Annotated in this window: 17 protein-coding genes; 4 read left to right on the forward strand and 13 right to left on the reverse strand. The window is 57.6% G+C overall.

Features of this window, described 5'->3' with window-relative positions; translation table 11 throughout:
- A complete protein-coding gene (locus JT31_RS02590; protein WP_052048954.1) occupies positions 1-2,481 on the forward strand; it encodes an ATP-binding protein in 2,481 nt (826 codons plus the stop codon).
- A 33-nt stretch (positions 2,482-2,514) separates the two neighbouring features.
- On the forward strand, positions 2,515-3,141 hold the full coding sequence (locus tag JT31_RS02595; protein ID WP_038473026.1) for a response regulator transcription factor: 627 nt from the start codon (positions 2,515-2,517) through the stop codon (positions 3,139-3,141).
- A gap of 7 nt (positions 3,142-3,148) precedes the next feature.
- On the opposite strand, the gene JT31_RS02600 is transcribed toward JT31_RS02595, so the two are convergent.
- From JT31_RS02600 to JT31_RS02620, 5 genes are all read right to left on the reverse strand, one after another.
- Complete coding sequence (locus JT31_RS02600) at positions 3,149-4,165, reverse strand: fimbrial protein (protein ID WP_081948160.1); 1,017 nt, start codon at positions 4,163-4,165, stop codon at positions 3,149-3,151.
- A gap of 14 nt (positions 4,166-4,179) precedes the next feature.
- Positions 4,180-5,193: a fimbrial protein gene (locus tag JT31_RS22745; protein WP_052048955.1), complete on the reverse strand. Its 1,014-nt coding sequence runs from the start codon at positions 5,191-5,193 to the stop codon at positions 4,180-4,182.
- A 38-nt stretch (positions 5,194-5,231) separates the two neighbouring features.
- The gene (locus tag JT31_RS02610) at positions 5,232-7,766 is read right to left on the reverse strand and encodes a fimbria/pilus outer membrane usher protein (protein WP_038473029.1); all 2,535 of its coding nucleotides are present in this window, start codon (positions 7,764-7,766) and stop codon (positions 5,232-5,234) included.
- Between the two features lie 26 nt (positions 7,767-7,792).
- Positions 7,793-8,476 (reverse strand): molecular chaperone, encoded by a 684-nt coding sequence (locus tag JT31_RS02615; protein ID WP_038473031.1) that lies wholly within the window; start codon positions 8,474-8,476, stop codon positions 7,793-7,795.
- 68 nt (positions 8,477-8,544) lie between these two features.
- A complete protein-coding gene (locus JT31_RS02620) occupies positions 8,545-9,072 on the reverse strand; it encodes a fimbrial protein (RefSeq protein WP_038473033.1) in 528 nt (175 codons plus the stop codon).
- A 586-nt stretch (positions 9,073-9,658) separates the two neighbouring features.
- On the opposite strand from JT31_RS02620, the gene JT31_RS02625 reads away from it, so the two are divergent.
- Together JT31_RS02625 and JT31_RS02630 are read left to right on the forward strand one after the other, a co-directional pair.
- Entirely contained in the window at positions 9,659-10,228 is a 570-nt protein-coding gene (locus JT31_RS02625; protein ID WP_235212916.1) for a LuxR C-terminal-related transcriptional regulator, read from the forward strand.
- A complete protein-coding gene (locus tag JT31_RS02630; RefSeq protein ID WP_235212917.1) occupies positions 10,197-13,520 on the forward strand; it encodes an ATP-binding protein in 3,324 nt (1,107 codons plus the stop codon). Before JT31_RS02625 ends, JT31_RS02630 begins: the two co-directional genes overlap by 32 nt.
- Here the strand turns inward: JT31_RS02630 and JT31_RS02635 are convergent.
- Genes JT31_RS02635 through arnC form a run of 8 tightly spaced genes read right to left on the reverse strand, consistent with a single transcriptional unit; the run spans position 13,510 to position 20,628 of the window.
- Positions 13,510-13,752, reverse strand: a complete 243-nt coding sequence (locus JT31_RS02635; protein ID WP_038473037.1) for a DUF2164 domain-containing protein — start codon at positions 13,750-13,752, stop codon at positions 13,510-13,512. The two genes, JT31_RS02630 and JT31_RS02635, sit on opposite strands and share 11 nt — an antisense overlap.
- A complete protein-coding gene (locus JT31_RS02640; protein WP_038473038.1) occupies positions 13,752-14,336 on the reverse strand; it encodes a flavin reductase family protein in 585 nt (194 codons plus the stop codon). Before JT31_RS02640 ends, JT31_RS02635 begins: the two co-directional genes overlap by 1 nt.
- Positions 14,337-14,391: 55 nt before the next feature.
- Positions 14,392-14,787, reverse strand: coding sequence for a 4-amino-4-deoxy-L-arabinose-phosphoundecaprenol flippase subunit ArnF (arnF, locus tag JT31_RS02645; RefSeq protein ID WP_038473039.1), 396 nt, complete (start codon positions 14,785-14,787; stop codon positions 14,392-14,394).
- Positions 14,787-15,110 carry a 4-amino-4-deoxy-L-arabinose-phosphoundecaprenol flippase subunit ArnE gene (gene arnE, locus JT31_RS02650; protein ID WP_038473041.1) on the reverse strand — a complete coding sequence of 108 codons (324 nt, stop codon included), beginning with the start codon at positions 15,108-15,110 and terminating at the stop codon, positions 14,787-14,789. Before arnE ends, arnF begins: the two co-directional genes overlap by 1 nt.
- On the reverse strand, positions 15,107-16,768 hold the full coding sequence (gene arnT, locus JT31_RS02655; protein WP_038473043.1) for a lipid IV(A) 4-amino-4-deoxy-L-arabinosyltransferase: 1,662 nt from the start codon (positions 16,766-16,768) through the stop codon (positions 15,107-15,109). Before arnT ends, arnE begins: the two co-directional genes overlap by 4 nt.
- A gap of 4 nt (positions 16,769-16,772) precedes the next feature.
- The gene (gene arnD, locus JT31_RS02660; protein WP_038473044.1) at positions 16,773-17,669 is read right to left on the reverse strand and encodes a 4-deoxy-4-formamido-L-arabinose-phosphoundecaprenol deformylase; all 897 of its coding nucleotides are present in this window, start codon (positions 17,667-17,669) and stop codon (positions 16,773-16,775) included.
- Positions 17,666-19,648 carry a bifunctional UDP-4-amino-4-deoxy-L-arabinose formyltransferase/UDP-glucuronic acid oxidase ArnA gene (gene arnA, locus JT31_RS02665; RefSeq protein ID WP_038473045.1) on the reverse strand — a complete coding sequence of 661 codons (1,983 nt, stop codon included), beginning with the start codon at positions 19,646-19,648 and terminating at the stop codon, positions 17,666-17,668. Before arnA ends, arnD begins: the two co-directional genes overlap by 4 nt.
- Positions 19,648-20,628: an undecaprenyl-phosphate 4-deoxy-4-formamido-L-arabinose transferase gene (gene arnC, locus JT31_RS02670; protein WP_038473046.1), complete on the reverse strand. Its 981-nt coding sequence runs from the start codon at positions 20,626-20,628 to the stop codon at positions 19,648-19,650. Before arnC ends, arnA begins: the two co-directional genes overlap by 1 nt.
- Between the last annotated feature and the right edge of the window lies 1 nt (position 20,629).

Here is a 20,629-nt window from a genome sequence, read left to right on the forward strand (position 1 = left end):
ATGCGGCTGACTACTGCCCTCCGCCTGATGAGCATTTGTCTTATCTGCCTCACCGTCTTGCTGCAGGCTCAGCCGGCCTTCTCTGCGCCGTTATCGCTGGCCGATCCTCTGGCGTTAACCCCGCAAGAGCGTGACTGGGTTGCGGCTCATCCCCTTGTACCGGTGCTGGTGGTTAACACCCATATCCCGCTGACCTTTATTAACCAGGAAGGCGAGCAAAGTGGCTATGCCGTGGCGCTGCTGAACAGCATTGGCCGGCAAACCGGGCTGCGGTTTACCTGGCATCCCTTCAATAACCTGGTCGAGATGCGCGAGCAGCTCAAAAAAGCCCCCGACTCGCTCATTGCCGCAGCGGATGCTTCCGCCACGGGGCCAGACGCCGGGCTGATCTATACCCGCCCAATACAGGTGACCGACTGGGTGCTGGTCACGCGCAAGAAGTTTCCCGTCGTCACCACCCTTGCCGACATGAAGGGCAAAAAGGTTGCGGTCTTTACCGGCAGCTATTACCTGCCGGAGCTGCGCAGGCAATTCCCGCAGGTCGAGTTTGTTGAGCAGGACTTTTCGCTGGAAACCGCGCTGGCGCTGTTTGTTCACAATCTGGACGGCGCCATCGTGCCGCAAACCGCCGCCAGCTTCGTGCTAAAAAGCTATCTTGAGGATCGTTTCCGCATCGCCATGACGGTGCCCGTTCCCCCGCTACGGCTGGCGATGGCTTCCGGCGAGCAAAATCGCCCGCTGCTGTCGATAATCGATAAAGCCCTGGAGCGGCTCCCGCCGCACGAAATGGAGGAGCAGCTCAACGGCTGGCAGATGCGCTACGCCCTGGAGCGCTTCGAAGTTTGGGGGCATTACCGTACCGGTATCATGATAGCTATTGTTATCCTCAGCCTGGCAGCGATGCTGCTGGTGTTCTATTTCTGGCGCAACCGCCTGCTGAGGCGCACGCTGGCAACCCAGCAGGCGCTGCAAAATGAACTTCGGGCTTCGCAGGCGCGGCTGCAAAAAGCCAGCGAGTCGAAAAGCCAGTTTCTGGCGCAAATGAGCCACGAAATACGCACCCCGATGAATGCCCTGATTGGCCTGCTGGAGCTGGAAAACGCCGGGCGCAGTACCCCCGAACAGCGGCGAAATAACATTGCCGTCGCCTACGAATCCTCGAAGTCATTATTGATGCTGGTTGGGGATATTCTTGATATGGCAAAAATCGAATCCGGCACCTTTACCGTGCGTAGCGTGCCGCTTTCTCTGAGCGAGATGATCAACAGCGTCAGCACCCTGTTCCGCTACAGCGCGGAGGAAAAGCACCTTGCGCTAAGTGCCAGCGTTGAGGTGCAGGACGACCGGATCCTGTTCGACCCGGTGATGCTCAAACAGATAGTCTCTAACCTGGTGAGCAACGCCATCAAATTTACTGCCCAGGGCGAAGTTGAAATCATTATCTACCAGGCCAAAAAGCAGGCTGCTGAAACAGGCGATTACGTACTGGAGGTCTGTGATACCGGCGTGGGGATGAGCGAGGAGCAGCAAAACGCGATATTCGAACCGTTTGTGCAGCTGGATGCCGCGCAAAGAGAGCACCACGGCAGCGGGCTGGGGCTTAGTATTTGCCGCCAGCTAGCGGCGCTGTTGCACGGCAGCCTTGAGGTTGAAAGTTCGCCTGGCGAAGGCACCATTTTTATCTTCCGGTTCTCTGCACCTGTGGCACCGCCTGAACAGGCCAACGCCTCTACGGAGGTCAGCCCGCGCCGCTCGCGCAAAATTTTAGTGGTGGACGACCACCCTGCAAACCGGCTGCTGCTGGTGCAGCAACTGGAATTTGCCGGCCATCGCAGCGTGGCGGCAGAAAACGGCGTCCAGGCGCTGCGGCTGTGGGAAAAAGAAAATCCACCGTTTGACGTCGTCATTACCGACTGCAATATGCCGGACTTAAGCGGCTTTGAGCTGGTAAGGCAGCTGCGTGAGAAAGAAAAGTTGATGGCAAGAGAACCTCAGCCGATGTTTGGCCTGACCGCCATGGCGGAGCAGCAGGTGCGCGACCGGGGAATACAGGCCGGGATGACCGACTGCCTGTTCAAGCCTGTGGAGCTGGAAAAGTTACTTGCCCGTATCGATAAACACTCAGAGCACACAGCTGAACCTTCATCACGCCCGCTGCTTTCGCTCAGCAGGCTGGCCGAGTCTCAGCCGGAGGCCTTCCGTGCATTAGTTAAGACCGTGATTGAGCAAAACCAGCTGGATATGGCCGCGCTAAAAAGCGGCATCGCCAGCGGAGATTTCGGGCTTATCAAAAGCAGCGCTCATCGCCTTGCCGGCAGCGCAAGGCTGGCCGATGCTCCCAAGCTGTCTGCTATTTGCGGGCAAATTGAAGCGGCGGCAGAGGCGCAGGACAGCGAGGCCGTTCACACTTTAGCGGCTGACGGCGAACGGCATGTGAAAGAGCTGGAGAATGCGCTGAGCCACCTTGCTATACTGCCTTAACCAGTTGAAACCTAACCTTCGGGCCGCCCTTTTATGAGTAAGATTTATATCGTCGACGATCACCCTGTTTCACAGCTTGCGGTCAGAGTAGTCGCGGAAAATAACGGCTACGAAGTGGCGGGGATCAGCGACAACGGGCGTGACGCGATTAACGTCCTGCGTGACAACGCGGAGGTGACGCTGGTGGTTATCGACATTGAAATTCCACCGCCTAACGGCCTGGAAGTGATTAAGCGGCTTCGTCAGTACGGCTTTAGCGGCGGCATATTGGTGCTCACCGGCTATAACGACAGCCACTTTGTGGACCGCGCCCGCCGGGCGGGTGCCAACGGGTTTATCAGCAAGAATAACCATCTCGATCAGTTGGTGGACGCCTTCAAGGCCATTCTTAGCGGCTATGAGTTCTTCCCCCAGAGACCGCAGGCGGTGAATGTCTCAGCCGGCGTACAGTCTGAAAGCGAACTGCTCGGCACGCTGTCTAACCGCGAACTTGAGGTGCTGGGGCTTATCTCTCGCGGCGAGATGCTGATTGATATCGCCGCGCAGCTGCACGTTAGCAATAAATCCATCAGCACCTATAAACGCCGCATCATGGCCAAGCTCGGGTTCAGCAAAACGCTGGAAATGATCGAATTCGCCAGGCGCAACAACCTCGCCTGAGTCAGGCTCACTGATAAGTCATCGTGAAGGTAGCATTAGCATCGGCCCTGCCGGGCGTGACGTTAGCCTGAGTCTGGTAATAACGTGCCGCCAGCGGAAGCGAATAAGCACCGTCCGAGCTAGTGGTAGCGATACTCATCATGTTGCCCAGCTCAAGCGGCGCGTTGTTATACAGCACCTGAATCCCCACGCCGGTCGCCGTCTGCCCTGCCTGGGCAGCGTCCAGATTAAGAATGCCCCTGCTGCTATCCAAAGCCCCGCCGCTGCCAGGCGCCAGCGTCAGCCTGATCTTCGTTTCGGCGTCACAGTTCAGCTTAATGGCGAAATCAGCATCGCCGCTGGTGCTGCCTGGGCCGGAGAAATCGGTGTTTTTCGCCTTACCCATCCGCACCGTTATTGCGCTATTGAGGACGGAGCAGGCGACGGTTTGCACGCTGCCGCTGCCGATGGTGTAGTCCATAACGTTGGTTTCACCCACCACCTGAGCCTGAGTAATGGAACCCATTGTTATCGGGCCTGAGCCGGTCACCGGGGCAATTTTCACCAGCTGTAACCGGTAGTTACCCCAGGTGCCGCCGCACAGCCGCCACCAGTCGGCAGACCAGGTACAGGCGGTGTTAGCAATCTGCCGGGGCAAAGGTCCGGTGCCGTAGCGACCGGCGGTTGATCCAGCGCCGCTGGTGACCACCCGAAACGCCAGGCCTGGCACGCCCGACTGATACAGCGTTTGTCCGTTATAGCTGACCGGCAGAAAGCCTCCGCTACCCTGAGCCCAGCGGGTTACAAAGCCCGAGCTATCGCACTGAATAAAGCTGTTACGGTTGCCCAAACGGGAGTCATTGAACGTGGCTACCACCGTGCCCACAGGGGCATCTCGCTGCACGACTATATGCCCGAGATCCAGCGTCACCGAATCGTTGGCGTTAAAGCGGCTGTCCATAAACGTACAGCTTGCCTGGGCGCTTTTAGCTGCCCCGAGCAGCAATATGCCGCCCCAGATAACTTTGCTTAATAATGTCGTCATATTCGCGACTTTGCCTACTGGTATGTCAGGGTAAACGTGGCGTTGGCGTTGGCCTTGCCCGGCGTCACCGAAGGCTGAGTCTGATAATAACGGGCCTTCAGCGGGATGGCGTAGCTGCCGTCAGCGGTCGTAGTGGCCACCGCAATTCTGCTGTTCAAGGCCAGAGGCGCGTTGTTATACATCACCTGCACGCCAACGCCGCTGGCGGTTTGCCCCGCCCCCGCGTTGTCGATATTAAGAATGCCCTTCGCCGCATCTGCCGCGCCCGAACTGCCCGGTGCGAGGGTGAGGTTAATTTTGGTCGAGGCGTCGCAGTTCAGGTCAATGGAAAAATCAGCGTCGCCGCTGGTGCTGCCGGGGCTGCCGAAGTCGGTGTTTTTCGCTTTGCCCATCGTGACGCTGATATTGCTGTTGGTGACCGAGCAGGCGACCGTCTGCACCACGGCGTTGCCGATGGTGTAGTCGATAACGTTGGTATCACCCACCACCAGCGCCTGAGCAATCAGGCCGGTGGTCATCGGTCCCGAACCGGTTGTCGGAGCAATCTTTATCAGGTGGAGGACAAGGTTACCCCACGTGCCGCCGCACAGCCGCCACCAGTTTCCCCCAGTCAAACAAGATACGTTCGAAATCTGGCGCGGCAGCGGGCCGGTGCCGTAGCGCCCGCCGGTCGTACCTGCTCCGGATGTCACAATGCGGATTGCCAACCCAGGTACGCCTGACTGATAAAGCGTTTGTCCGCCGTAGATAACAGGTGCAAACCCAGGCCCTACGGCCCATTGCGTGGTAAAGCCGGTGGCATTGCATTGCATAAAGTTGTTACGACCGCCGAGCGTGCTATCGCTGGTTCTGGCAACTATGGTTCCCACCGGCGTATCCCGTTGTACGACTATCGTGCCCCAGTCCAGCGCAACCGAATCGTTAGGCCCAAATCGGCCGTCCATAAACGTGCAGGTGGCCAGCGCGCCTTTTGACGCCATCAGCAGCAGTGCACAGGCCATCACGCGCGGGCGAAATACTTTTTTCATAACTCTGTTCATCGTCATCTCTTTTTCCGAAGCCGCGCTTAGCGACACTGTGCGTCAAGGGAGGAAATAGCCGCCGTCGTCTCATCATGGGTCAGGCTGTAACTCACCCGGCACTGGCGATCCGCACCTTTGCCCCACTGCACCAGCAGCGTACCTTTAGGCTGCAAACCGGCGAGATAAACCTGGCCGCCGTCCCCGACGATACCGCTGCCGCCGCTGCGGTCGGCTTCATTGGCAACCGTGGCGCCAAACGGTACGGCTTTGCCGTTCGGGCGAATCAGCGTCATCAGCACCCGCAGCCCGACCTGGGCGCGGTAATCGGCGCGCACTACGGCCCCGCGCGTGGGCACCACGGTGCGGCTGGTTTGCTCGAGGTCGACGTTTTCTTTCAGGCTTTCGGTGCTCAGCGTGACGTCGTTATGGCGGTACGGCATTAAGTTCGGCACCAACGCGTAGCCGCGATAGTCGGTTTTAACCCCGGTCTGGTTATTCACCGCCACACCTGAAGCGCCCGGCACTTTCACCAGGCCGAACGTCTCGCCAAGCTGCTGCCCGGCGGTGATGCCGTCCGCGTGGGCCACAATCGAACCCTGCACGCCATAGTTCAGGTTGCGCTGCCCGCTGGCGTAGCTGTAAGCCCCGTTCACTTCGCCGTAGGTGCCGCGATAGTTGAGGCTGGTGTAGCCGGAGTTTTCACGCTCACGCGAGGCATAACCCTGGGTCACGTTCCAGTTAAGGTTTTTGCCTTCCAGCGCGGTGCCGTTCAGGCCAACGCTATTCACCGTTCCGCGCGACTTGCTGCTGCTGACGCCGTAGCTGGCGTAGCTGTTGCTCAGCCAACGGCCCAGCGGCAGGCTGATATTCAACGACACAACCTGGTCACGTTCGTAGGTTTTGCCGTACCCGGTCGTCGCCCCCGCCTGGGACGTGTTGCGGTTCAGGGCATAGTTCAGGCTATAGCTGATGCCGTTCCAGCTGTTGTTGTAGCCCACGTTCCACGAAGAGGTTTTCCGGGCGCCGTTCCAGTAGTCTTCGCTGATAGCCCCGACGGATAAATACCCGCGATCGCCGCCGAGATCCTGGCTCAGCGTCAGCTCCGCACGGTTGCGCTTTCTGTCGTTTCTCAGGGCATAGGCATTATCACGGTAGGTTTCCAGCACATCCGACAGCGAGGTAAAGCCTTCGGTTGAGTAGCGATAGCCGGCGATGGCGACGTGCGTGCCCGTCTCGGCGAGGCTTTTGCTGTAGCGCACCCGCCACGACGGCCCCTGGCTGGCCGCCTGTTCCTTCGGCTGGCCCCAGGACTGGGTCAGATCGGCAGAAATCGCCCCGAGGGTACCGAGATTCTGCCCGACGCCCGCGGCGAACGAGCGATAATGCTCCGCCAGCTGAGCGCCGCCGTAAACGGTCATGCCTTTTCCAACGCCGTAAATGGCGGTTCCCTGGCTGAACGGGGTCTTTTCGACGCTGCTGTCATAGGCACGGTATTCGCCGCCGGTCAGGCTGAAGCGCAGCCTTCCTTCTCGCTGTAATACCGGCAGGGATGCAAATGGCACCACCATGCTCTGCTCGCTACCGTCGGCTTCTTTTACCGTCACGTACAGGTCGCCGCTGCCTCCGGTCGGGAACATGTCGGTAATTTCGAACGGGCCTGCGGGGACCGTGGTCTGGTAAATCACGTAGCCATTCTGGCGAACGATCACCTGAGCGCTGTTGCTGCGGGCAATGCCGCGTACCACGGGAGCATAACCGCGCTGGCTTTCCGGCAGCATTTCATCGTCGGAGGCCAGCTGCGCGCCACGGAACGGCACGCTGTCGAACACGTCAGACGGTGCAAGGCTTTCGCCGAGCGTAAGCTGGCTTTTCAGCGAAGCAATACTGCGCTGAGCATAGCTATAAACGGTGCTCCATTTATCCCCTTCGCCGTTGCTCCGCGACCACGTGGAGTAGTTGCGCAGCCGCCACGGACCGAAGTTAACGCCCGGCCGCAGGTTCAGATACTGGCTGCTGCCCGCCCCGCCGTGCTGGCCTTCAAGATCGCTCATGCCGTTAAAGCTGTAGTTCAGCAGCGCGGCATTGATGCCCTCATCCCACTGAGAAGGAGGCACATAGCCGCGAATGCGCGGGCTAACCGCTGCCTGGGGAATAGAGAGATCGAGACGTTGGGCGCTAAAAACAAATTCAGCATTCCCTTCGGGGATCGCAGCCAGCGAAGCACAGTTTTCGCCTGGCGTTTGCAGCTCGGGATATAAATCCACCCGCACGCCATACTGTGCCAGCTCCGCCGCGGTCAGGCACGGCTGCAGCCCTTTATCCTCGGTCTGGAAAAACGTCACCGCCCTGCTGTCCACCTGCTCGCCGTTGAGGTAGATATCCACCGGGTAGCTGCCCGGAAGCTGACCGCCGTTTTCAAACGCCGAGAGATCGGGCGCGGTGCCGGCGTCACCCGTGTGCTGGAGCAGCGCAGGATTAAAGTAATCCTTTGCCTCCACGGACAGCGAAGCCAGAAGCAGTGCGATAGTGGTGGCCAGACAGGTTGGCCGCGTTTTTCCGAAGCAAGCAAAAAAGGGCATAGTTTTATTCCAGCGAATTCGATTCTTTAAAGGGCGGCTTTGTGCGCTGCGCCAACGGCGCCGTAGTCGCTGATGACCTTCCATTCGACCTGGCCGCCGCGTACGTCAGCAGGCAGTTCAATCCGGGTCGAGGAGCGTGGTGCCACGTAGGTGGCCTTATCAAGCGGGCGGCCACCGAAGCTGACCGACTGGAAGTTGATGTAATAAGGCGTCGGGTTGGTGACCGACAGAGCCTGGCCCTGACGTGCCCATTTAAGCTGGCTGCTGGCGTTGTCCGGCGTTTCGCCCTTCAGCGCAGCCGGGCGATAAATCAGCTTGATGCGGGTGTTGATAGCCAGCTGCAAGGTATTTTCAGCCACCGAAGCGTCGGTCGCGGGAATCGATTTAATATTCAGCCAGAACAGCGTTTCGCGGTCCGCCGGCAAACCGGCCCCGGTCTGCATAATACGCAGGGTGTTCTTTTGTTTGGCGTCGAGGCGGAACAGCGGCGGCGTGACGATAAAGCTGCGTTTATCGCTGTTGCCCGCTTCGTTCTCCACCCACGACTGAATCAGGTATGGCGAGGCATCGGGGTTGTCGAGACCGATTGCCGCTTCTTTTTTCTCACCGTCGTAAATAACTCGCGTGCCGCCCACGACAACGCCAGCGTGAGCAAGACCGCTTCCTGCGAGTAAACCTGCTAACAGCAGAGAAGAGAGTGTTGTCTTCACAATAGAGACTCCAGAGAGAGGGAATAAAAGCCGGCCCGCTGGCCGGCTGGAGTAATTGCGTCAGGCAATCAGTTGTAAACCACGCTGAAGGTAGCGGTGGCGTTTGCCGGACCGGCGGTCACAGTTGCCGCTTTAGCCACATAGGCCGCGTTAAATTTCAGCGTGTTGGTGCCAGTCTGAGCCAGAGTGATGCTCTGAGAAGGCGTGAACAGCGGCAGCACGGTGTTGTCCGCGTTACGGATCTGAATGCCTACGCCGGTTGCCACGCCAGCCCCTTGGGTCAGTTCCAGCGCAGAGTTATCGCCCTGGTATGCGGTACCGTCGAATTTCACGGTAGCGCTGGTCACGGTTGCCGGGCAGCTGGTCAGGTCAATCTGGAAGGCCGTTGCGCCCGCAGTGTCACCCTGTGCGGCGAACGCTTTATCGCTCACCTGCCCCAACGTAACGGTCTGGCTGGCGCTAGCAGGGGAGACGGTGCAGGCCGCATCGATAATTTCGCCGTTAAACTGAATGGTGCCGTCGGCCGCGTTAGCCGTTGAAACTGCCGCCCCGCTGATAACGGAAAGTAATGCCAGAGCGTGTAATTGTTTTTTCATAAAATGTAATTCCTGTGAATAAATGAAGTTCAACGCCGGACACCGTATTAACCTTCCTGCATAACCGTATGGGTTTATGAAAGATACGCATGCGAAACTTTTCGATAAAGAAAAGGCAGTGAGTTATCGGTCATTCCTGTATTAAGTTAGCAAGGCGAGTCATATTGTGAACATTCATAAATGTCGCATTCACACACGAACCATTAATTAATTTTCACTTTACATGAACCAACGCATATCCTTTGCAGCCTGTGGTGAATATACGCTCCGGTATATCCCCGCCTTGTGGAACTCACTATACCCCGGCTAAAGAAATAAACATTCAGAATGGCGTCAGACCGTTGTCATCATAATCATCAATCTCTGTCATCCCAGGACTACAAAATCACCACAAACCCTCGCCACCCGCACCAGGCAAGGTGCCAGCGATCAATGGGAAAAACAAACAACCCCGACATCCATTATTTTTGTATTGATATAAACGCCTGTTTTATGTCAGCCTTTATAGAGAAAACAAAACCGAGAGAAAATAATGGCGACCCTGTTGATAATAGACGACCATCCCATGGCGCGGCTGGCTATTCGCATGCTGCTTGAAAAAGATGGTCATCACGTCCTGGCAGAATCCGGCGACGGCTCCGAGGCTTTTAAATTAATTCAAAAACTAACCCCGGAAATTGTCGTGGTGGATTTAGACATCCCGGGACTGAGCGGTGTGGAATTAATAGAGAAATTAAGAATTCATGATTTCTCTGGCCGTTTATTAGTGCTGACCGGGCGCGACGACGAGCATTATTTAAGCCGCTGCATGAACAGCGGTGCGGACGGCTTTGTCGGTAAAGGAAATAATCTGGATGAATTACAGGATGCGGTCCGCGCGGTCGAGCGTGGTTATGGCTATTTTCCGCTACGGCGCCAGACCAGCACCAAAAACGCCAGACCCGCCGGTGAGGTTGAGGCCGTCAAGCGGCTGTCAAACCGCGAGTTACAGGTGCTGCGCTATCTGAGCCGGGGCGTCAAGGTCATGGATATCTCCGAAAAAATGCACATCAGCAACAAGACGGTCAGCACCTATAAAACTCGCCTCATGACCAAGCTGCAGGTCAGTAACACCATGGAGTTGATTGACTTTGCCCGCCGCCACAGCCTGGACTAAGCCGATGTACAACCTGTTGATTCTGCTTCTGGGCCTGATTATTTTTTCCCCGGCGTATGCTGACCGCGCTACAAAGCCGGAACGGCTGCATATTCTAAGCCGTGAAAGCTATCAGCCTAAAGCCTTCACCCTTGATGACAAAGACTGGCGCTGGTTAGGCAATAAACGCGAGCTGCATGTTGCCGTCTGGCAGCCCGAAATCCCCCCGCTTTATCTCTACACCGGCAACAGCCGCTACGAAGGGATGATCGCCGACTACATCCACCTGATAGCGCAATATCTGGGGCTACGCGTCAACGTACAGATGTTTGCGGACCGCGACGCTGCGCTAAGCGCGCTGGCTCAGCATAAAGTGGATATGGTCGCCGATCCTTCTGGCAAAGTGCTGCCGCAGCACGCCAGGCTCGTCCCCTCCAACAATTTTATTAGCGACCATCCGGTGCTGGTACATCGAAAAAGCAGCAACGGCGCTCCCTTTCGCTACCAGCCAGGCATGCGGCTGGCCATCGCCCGCTGGTACGTGGATGACAGCTGGATAGAGCAGAATTTTCCCGGCGTGACCCTCCGCCATTTCGCTACCGACGAACAGGCCATGGCCTCGGTTGCCTTCGAAGAAAATGACTTTTATATCGGCAACCTGGTGACCACGTCTTACCTGCTGGAGCGTAACTACTCGCATTTTCTCGCCTTTCAGCGGGTCTATCCTGAGCGGGAAACCGGCAGCCATTTTGTGCTGCGCAGCGAAGATTTACCGCTGATGCGGGCGGTTAATCGCGCGCTCGACGCCATCCCCCGCATTCAGCATCAGGTTATTCTCCAGCAGTGGAGCGAGCGGGCTAACCTCTGGCGCGTCAGCAAGCAGGTTGAGTTCTCCGGGGCTGAAAAAAAATGGCTGGCGCGGCACCCCTCGGTGAAAGTGTCGGTCAACGCTTTTTACGCGCCCTTCACCATGATCGATGCCAACGGCAATTTTTATGGCGTCACCGACGATATTTTGCGGCTGATTCGGCTGCGTACCGGCCTGCATTTCGAACCGGCCCCGGCGGATTCGGTCAGCGCAATGGAGCAGCAAATTGACGACAAAAAAGCCATGTTCATCGGCGCGGTCAGCCATAGCGAGGAGCGGAATCAGAACCTGTTATTTTCCCGGGCTTACTTCACCTCACCCTTTGTTATGGTTCAGGCCAAAGGTAAAAACTACGCCTCCCCGCTCCCTGCCGGCACGCGCGTTGCCATCGTCAGCAAAAACAGCCTGATCCCGGAGCTGCGACAGCTTAATCCCGACGTGCGCATTATTGAAACCGCCAACGCCAGCATTGCGATGCAGATGGTCGACGACGGCAAAGCCGATATCGCCATTCACTCCCTGTTTGGCGCCAGCTATATGATTGACCGCTATTTTCGCGACCGCCTGAAGATTGGCGGCCACGTGGGCGGCCAGACCGCCGGGATCGCCTTTGCCGTCTCGCGCGATCAGCCTGAACTGCTCAGCATCCTGAATAAGTCGCTGGAGAACATTTCCCCGGCGGATATCAACAGCATCATCAATAAATGGCAAACCCGGCCCGACGTTCGGCTGGATACCTGGGAGCTGTATAAAACCCAGTTTTGGCTGGTATTCAGCGTGGCCGGAGTGTTGATCCTCACCTCGCTGATTTGGGTCTATTACCTGCACAGGGAAGTCAGAGCCCGCCTGCTGGCGCAACAAAAGCTCCAGGCGCAGCTGGAATACAATGAAACCCTGACCCACGCGCTGTCGGAGGAGCGAGAGCGCGCCGAACAGGCTAACCGGGCTAAAAGCACTTTTCTGGCGACGATGAGCCATGAAATTCGTACCCCGGTAAGCGCCATCATTGGGCTGCTTGAGCTGTCCGTAAAAGCCAATGAAAGCTTGCCGGAAGAAGAAGATCCGATCCGCGTCGCCTGGGAATCTGCCCGTACCCTGATGGGGCTTATCGGCGACATCCTGGATATGGCGAGAATTGAGTCCGGCCGTCTTGAGCTTGCGCCTGAATGGGTAAAAACCACCGATCTGCTGCCGCCCGTAGTCCGCGTATTTGAAGGTCTGGCCCGGCAAAAAAGCCTGCGCCTGCGCTGCATTCTTTCCCCGCCGCTGCCTTATCAGGTCTATATCGACCCGCTGCGTTTTCGCCAGGTACTCTCAAACCTGGTGAGCAACGCCATCAAGTTCACCGAGCGGGGCTGTGTCAACGTGGATATCACCGCGCTGGAGAGCCCCCCTGCCGATAGCGTGCTGCTGAGGATAAGCGTCGTGGATACCGGCAAAGGGATTAGTCCCGAGGAGCAGGAAGATATTTTCTCCCCGTGGGTGCAGGCAAAAAATGGCCGAGGGCAAAGCGGCTCAGGGCTTGGGCTGGCTATTTGTGCCCAGCTTGTAGAGATGATGGGGGGCAACATTATGATGAAAAGCCTTCCGGGCCACGGCACCGAAGTCAGCTTTACCGTACCGGTGGCACAAAGCCAGCGTCGGCCGGAACAGGTGGTTCAGAAAAACCAGCCGCAGGCGGTACAGCATTATCCCCTGAGTATTCTGGCGGTGGATGACCACCCGGCCAACCGGCTGCTGCTGCGTAGCCAGCTGGTTCACCTGGGCCACAAAGTTACGGAAGCCCGTGACGGCGAAGAGGCCTGGGCGCTATGGCACGATAACGCCTTCGATGTGGTGATAACCGACTGCAGCATGCCGGGGATGGACGGACCGGCGCTGACGCGGCTTATCCGCCAGCATCAATCCGAGCCGGTGATTATCCTTGGGCTGACGGCCAATGCCTGGCCAGAAGAGCGCACCCGCTGCAAGATGGCGGGCATGGACGATTGCCTGTTTAAGCCGTTACAGCTGCCCCAGCTGGAAGCGATTTTAACCAGCGTGATGAAAAGCAAACAGGCAGCCCTGGCGGAGCCCGCAGGCCTTGATAAGCTGGTGAACATCGAGAAACTTAAGGCGATGAGCAGCCATGACGGCAGCATGCTCGGTGAACTGCTCAGGCTGACGCTGCAAAGCAATGAGGAGGACTTACGCCTGGCAGAAGATCTGTTTAGCCTGCAGGATTGGCCTGAACTCGCCTCCTGCGTGCACCGCATCTCCGGGGCAGTACAAATATGCGGGGCAGAACGGGCGGAAAGCGCCTGCCGTAACCTGGAGGCCGCCTGCCGTGAAGCCGTCGCCGATGAGGTCGAAATCGAGGATTTGTGGCTGAAGTGTTCCAGCGCTGTGGAAGAGTTTAACCAGGCGATTCATGCCTGGCTAAACGACGAGGAATTTAGTCCATAACCTTCTCTAAATCGATCAGCTCTTCCAGCGTCAGCATGTTGCCCTGCGTCACCGCCAGGGCATCGTCCAGCCCTTTATTGTAGAGGGCTGGCGCCATTCTTTTGACCAGCTCATCGAGGAAAAACTCGGATTCGAACTGGCCAATTTGCAGGTCGTGTTTGTCGGCCAGCCAGTCGGTGATGAAGTCGCTCAGCTTGCGGTAATCCTCGGCGGGTAATTCAATCTTTTTCATTACGCCTCCACGTCCGGCACCACCAGCGACTCGCCGATGGCGTAGAACTGACCGCCGGCAATGTAATGCAGGCTGCGCAATTCAGGGGCCGAAGTTTCAAACGACCAGTGGCCGTTCTGGAAAACGCGGTTGTCCGCCCATGCGCCAATAATCTCGCCGATAAACAGATCGTGCGCCTGGTGGTTGTGGGGTTCAGGAATGAGCTTACAGACCATCCAGGCAGTGCAACCTGCGACAAGCGGCACGCTGTGCCCCGGCGCGCGGAACAGCTCCACGCCGGACTGCTCGAGCTTGTCGGGCATCTCTTTCAGGCTGTGGGTACCCAGAAAATGGGTCATTTTGATCTGGGCGGCGCAGGGCACCTGGATAACAAAGGTGCCGCTCTCTTCGATAAGCGCGCGGGTGGCGGTGATTTTATCCAGCACCACCATCAGTTTTGAGGGGGTAAAATCCAGCGCACAGGCCCAGGCGGCGGTCATCACGTCGTCTACGCCATTGTGATGGGCAGACACCAGCACCGTTGGGCCGTGATTGATCAGGCGGTATGACTTTTCTAACGGAACTTCAATGATATGTGGGTCCATACTTCGCATCCAGTTTTCATCAGGTTGCCGTCAGTTTGCCTGAACAATTAGCGCATTACTTTTCCTTTTTGTGGCTTAGCTTATGGGGCAGGCAAATCAGCACCAGGCCGACAAAAATAGCCGCCACGCCGATAAGCTTTTCCGGACTAAACTCTTCGTTGAGCCACGGCAGATTAATGGCTGCAAACCACACCAGCACGTAGCTCAGGCTTAAAAGCGGATAAGCCTTGCTGAGCGGAATACGCTTCAGCGCCATATACCAGCAGCCCATGGAGAACGCATAGGCGGCCAGGCCGCAAATCAGCGCCAGCAGGCCGTAGCCGCCAAACAGCACCGACATAGCAAACTCGAGGCTCAGCGAAGCGGGCGGGAACTGAATCATCGCCCATTTCATGCTGAGCTGCGCCCCGCTCACCAGCAATACGCTCATTAACGCCCAGATATACCCCATCAGGCGTGCCCTCCCAGCGCGATGATGCCCAGGATAATCAAAATCACCCCCAGCCAGTGGTGAGCGGAAATTCTCTCTTTCCAGATCCACCGCGCGGCAAGGGTGATAAAGATAAAGTTCAGGCTGAGCATCGGGTAAGCAATGCTCACTTCGACGTGCTGGAGCACCAGCAGCCAGACGAGCATGCCCAGCCCCAGCAGCAAGATGCTAAGCCCGAGCCACAGCATCAGGTGGCGGCGCCCCGCCCCCTGTGCCGCTTGCTTCTGGCACAGCTGCCCGCCGCAGCTAAGCAGGCTGGCCAGAATAATCAGCGCAATATTCATGGCTGAGCGTCGTACTCAAACAGAACAAAGCGTCCGCTGTTTGCCCGATGATCTGGCGTCGGAAGTTTCAGGTCATTAAGATCGCTGTTATTGGATACCAACAGCAGCAGCGAGACTTTGCCCTGCTTGCGGTGTTCCGCCAGCCAGGACTCGAACTGCTCAGAGCCAACGTAGCGATCTTTTACATCCGGATAGTCGAGACCGTAACGCAGTTCGCCCGCCTGACTATAGAGGTTGATATCGCTGCGCTTCATCTCCCACGCAACCCCGGCGGCGATGCCTACGTTGTTGGTGAAGATGTAGCGGCTGTCTTCCAGCTGCGGACGCATTGCGTGAATAAACGCCTGCGGCTGCTTGGAGTTCTCCACCTTCGATGGGATCACCACGCCGACCAGCAGCGCCAGACCCAGCGGGCACAGCGCCGCCCAGTACCAGCGTTTCGCCGTCTGGCTCAGGGTCAGAAGGCCAAACAGCCCCCAGACCGCAAACGCCAGGCACGCAAGAACGACTTTGAGGCTTTCATTGGCGGCATAAACCGGATGTCTTGCCAGCCCCCACGGCGCGAGGAAGAAGGCCACGGTAATCACACAGGCCGAACCGAACGCCAGGTTTATCCAGCCGTTGACGCGCAAAACGGCAGACCCGCTTTTCGCCAGCTCAACCGCATGACGCGCCATCAGGATAGCCAGCGGCGCAAAGCACGGCAGAATATAGGTGGGCAGCTTGCCCTTCGCGATGCTGAAGAACAAGAATGGCATCACTATCCAGCCCAGCAGGTAAAAGGCTCCGCCCTGCTCAGCACGGCCTTTCCAGCCGCTTTTCAGCGCGCCGGGCAACAGCGCCAGCCACGGCAGGCTACCGGCAATCAGGAACGGAATGTAATACCAGAATGGGGCTTTGTGCTGCGCGTCTTTCTCGGCGAAGCGCTGAATATGCTCTACCCAGAAGAAATAGTGCCAGAAGTCAGGTTCCGCTTTAGCGATCGCCACGGCCCAGGGCAGCGTGATCAGCACCGCGCTCAGCACCGCAATCGGCCCGAACAGCAGAACTTCTTTCCAGCGTTTCTGGGCAATCACCCACGGCAGGACGCCAATCACCGGCACCGCCAGCGCCAGGAAGCCTTTGGTCATCACGCCCATGCCGCAGGCCAGGCCCAGCAGAACATAGCCGCCAATCCTGCCGCCGGTGGTTTTGGCCGTACTGGCTAACCAGAAGCTGCACATCGCCGCCGTCATCCACAGGGTGATCATCGGGTCGAGAACGGAATAAGTCCCGATGCCATAGACCAGCAGACAGGTGAGGAAGATAACCCCCGCCAGCACCGCGACCGTTTTATCACGCCACAGGCGGAACGCCAGCCAGCCGGTCAACAGCGCGCTCAGGGTCACCGAGAAAACGGAGCCAAAACGCACGGCAAAGTTGTTCTGCCCGAAGATAAACTGGCTGATGTTGTTGATCCAATACCCCGCGACAGGCTTTTCGAAATAACGCAGATCGAGGAAATGGGGAACAACCCAGTTGCCGGACTGCAGCATTTCACGGCTGATTTCCGCATAACGCGTTTCATCCGGCTGCCACAGGTGGCGGAACTCCAGCGGTACAAGGTAAAGCAAGGCAAAACAGACCAGAAGGGCCATTCCATATTTTGCTGTTTTCATCGGTTTACGACTCTATAAGTTGTTGGCAACCCAGCCAGCCTTCCCGGCCTGGAATTGTCCCGCGCACAATTTTGCCTTTCGGCAGCGTGGATAAATCGTCCGGCAGAAGCTCGCTGAGCGGGCAGAACTGAATCCCCTCCGCCGCGGCCATTGCCAGCAATTCACTAAAGGAATCTCGCATCACCATCCCTTCGACTTCCGCATGGATGGTGTAAACCGGTGTGCCGCTGTCCTGGTGAATTTTATCCAGGATAAAGCGGTTAAAGCTCTCTTTACTGACCTCAGTCCCAATCACTTCGTCCCAGGTGGGCAACGTCACGGGGATTTGCACCGCCGCCTCCCTGCCGTCAGACAGGACAGGGATAAACGGCGTGGTGCCGCGACAGTCGCTGTTGTACCGGAACGGGAAAGCAGACTTCGCTTTCACCACGCGCTGGTCAGCACGCCAGCCGGCCACCGCCGAACAGCTTACCGGCTGGCCGACAATTTTCTGCAGCGCGTCCAGCCCAAGGCGAATCTGGTGTTCGAGCTTGTCCTGCTCCCAGACCCCCGCCCAGGCCTGCCAGGCATGGTGATCCCAGGCGTGGAGTCCCACTTCATGGTGGTCCGCCGTCGCCGCAATAACCTCAGCGTTGCCCGCGCCAATCTGGCGGCCCGGCCACGCGGTGCCCGCGAGCAGAATATCCCAGCCGTACAGCGATGCCGCGTTAGAACGCAGCATCTTCCACAGGAATTTAGGCTTGATCAGGCGCCACAGGTGGCGCCCCATATTGTCTGGCCCAACGCTGAAGAAAAAGGTTGCCTGAGTCGAGTGTAAACTCAGCGTCTCCAGAAGGTTTGGCACCCCTTCACGGGTGCCTCGCCAGGTGTCGACATCAATACGCAGGCCGACTTTTCTCATGAAGCGGGATCCGTCAGCTCAACGGTTTTCAGGAAGAAGTCCAGCGTTTCGTCGATGGTTTTCTCCATGTGCACTTCAGGCGTCCAGTCCAGCAGGCGCTGCGCGTTGCGGATGCTTGGCTTACGGTGCTCAACGTCCTGGTAGCCTTTGCCGTAGTACGCGCTGCTTTCCACTTCACGGAAACCGGCAAACGGCGGGAACTGGCTGCGCAGCGGGTGACGCTCGAAGCTTTCCAGCAGCATTTCTGCCAGCTGTTTGATGCTCGCTTCGTTATCCGGGCTACCGATGTTGATTATCTGTCCGTCGCAGTTATTGTTTTTGTTTTCAATAATGCGGAACAGCGCTTCGATGCCGTCGCCGATGTCGGTGAAGCAGCGTTTCTGCTTGCCGCCGTCGATAAGCTTGATCGGCGAACCTTCTACCAGGTTAAGGATCAGCTGGGTGATGGCACGGGAGCTACCGATACGCGCGGCGTTCAGGTTGTCCAGACGCGGGCCCATCCAGTTAAACGGACGGAACAGCGTGAAGCGCAACCCTTCTTTTTCGCCGTATGCCCAGATAACGCGGTCAAGCAGCTGCTTGGACACGGAGTAGATCCAGCGCTGTTTGTTGATTGGGCCAACGATCAACGGGGAGTTATCTTCGTCAAACGAGGCGTCGGTACACATGCCGTACACTTCGGAGGTGGACGGGAAGATAATGCGTTTTTTGTACTTCACGCAGTCGCGGATGATTTTCAGGTTCTCTTCGAAGTCGAGTTCGAAAACGCGCAGCGGGTTACGGGTGTATTCGATTGGGGTAGCAATCGCCACCAGCGGCAGCACAACGTCACATTTCTTAATGTGGTACTCGATCCACTCGGAGTGAATGCTGATGTCGCCTTCAACGAAGTGGAAACGCTCGTTACCGATGAAGCGAGAGATAGCGTCGGAACCGATATCCAGGCCGAAGATCTCAAAGTTGTCATCACGCAGCAGGCGTTCGGTCAGGTGGTTACCGATAAAGCCGTTCACGCCGAGGATAAGCACGCGGGTACGACGCTTAATGGCGGAAACAGGTTTGCTGTTCAGGATTGCACCGCTGACCAGACCCAGGGACTGTGCAAGCTGGGAGCCCTGCATGTAGACGCCGTTTTCAGCCTGGCCGGTGACCACTTCCAGAGCGCCGGTGCCGCAGGCAATAACCAGCGGGTTCACGGAGAGAATGGTGCCCGCTTTCGCGCCGTTGTTGCTTTCCAGCACGCGGCTTTTCCAGATAATAAATTTGCTGCCGCCCACGTAGCTGAACGCGCCCGGCCACGGTTCGGTTACCGCACGCACCAGGTTGTTGGCTTCAGCTGCGGTGGCTTCCCAGCTGATTGCGCCATCTTTTGGTGAACGGCCGCCGAAATAGGTGGCTTTAGCTTCGTCCTGCGCGGCCTGCGGGAAGTGACCGGTTTTGATCACCGGCAGGCTTTTCGCCAGCAGGGATTTCGCGGTTTCACACAGTTTGTGATGCAGGGTCAGCGCGGTATCTTCTGCGGCGATTGCCACGCGTTCCTGGGCAACGATGTCGCCGGCGTCTGCGCGTTTCACCATGCGGTGCAGGGTTACGCCGGTTTCGGTTTCACCTTTCACCAGCACCCAGTTCAGCGGTGCGCGGCCGCGGAATTTCGGCAGCAGAGATCCGTGCAGGTTAAACGCGCCTACGGAAGCGCAGTTCAGGACTTCTTCGCTCAGCAGATTGCGGTAGTAGAATGAGAAAATCACGTCAGGCTGAGCGTCTTTAATGCGGTCAACCCACAGCGGGTGGTTCACATCTTCAGGAGCAAAGACCGGAATACCGAATTCTGCCGCCGTGCGGGCCACAGAACCAAAGAAGTTATTCTCAGCCGCGTTATCCGGGTGAGTATAAATTGCTGCAATGTCATAGCCTGCTTCAACCAGGGCACGAACACCCACACAGCCCATATCGTGATAGGCGAAAACAACTGCTTTCATTATTGATTTTCCTCTGAAGATAAAGCGGTTTCACTGCTAACTACGCGTTGAATAAAGTAACGAGGGCGAGCCCGCACGTCGTTATAGATACGGCCAATGTACTCACCCAGCAGCCCCATACCGATAAACTGGGCGCCAATAAAGGTGAAGAGCACGGCGAAGAGCATGAACACCCCATCCGCCGCCCACTGTGGGCCAAGAGCCAGACGTAACACCACCAGCAGCACGGCCAGCGCGAAGCCAGACAGCGCGATAATGCTGCCCACAACGCTCAGCAAACGCAGCGGCGTGGTGGTCAGGCAGGTGATCAGGTCATACATCAGGTTGATGAGGCGCATAAAGCTGTACTTCGAGTCGCCAAACTGGCGCTCGTCGTGATGCACCGGGATCTCCACCGCGCGACGGGCAAAGGTATTTGCCAGGATCGGGATAAAGGTGCTGCGTTCGTGACAGTGCAGCATCGCGTCGATGATGTGGCGGCGGTAGGCGCGCAGCATACAGCCGTAGTCGCCCATCGCTTTGCCGGTGGTACGCTGGATCAGGTGGTTGATCATCTTAGAGGCGCGTTTGCGGAACCAGCTGTCCTGGCGGTTCTGGCGCACGGTGCCTACCACGTCATAGCCTTCGTCGGCTTTCTCAACCAGCCGCGGAATTTCTTCCGGCGGGTTTTGCAGGTCGGCATCCAGGGTGACAATCAGGTCACCGGTGACGTGGCTAAAGCCGGCCATAATGGCCGAGTGCTGGCCATAGTTACGGTTCAACAGCACCGCGACGATGTGGCTACCGGGCTCTTCTGCCGCGCGGGTCAGCATAGCGGCGGAGTCGTCGCTGCTGCCGTCATCGATAAGGAGGATTTCGTAATCGCGGTTCAGCTTTTGGCAAGCTTCCGTGGTACGACGAAGCAGCTCAGGCAGGCTGTCCTGTTCGTTGTACACCGGGATCACAACGGATACTTTTTTGATGGTTTCCGGGGTCGTCATC

Source organism: Cedecea neteri (genome assembly GCF_000757825.1).
In the GTDB taxonomy this organism is placed as follows: Bacteria; Pseudomonadota; Gammaproteobacteria; order Enterobacterales; family Enterobacteriaceae; genus Cedecea; species Cedecea selenatireducens.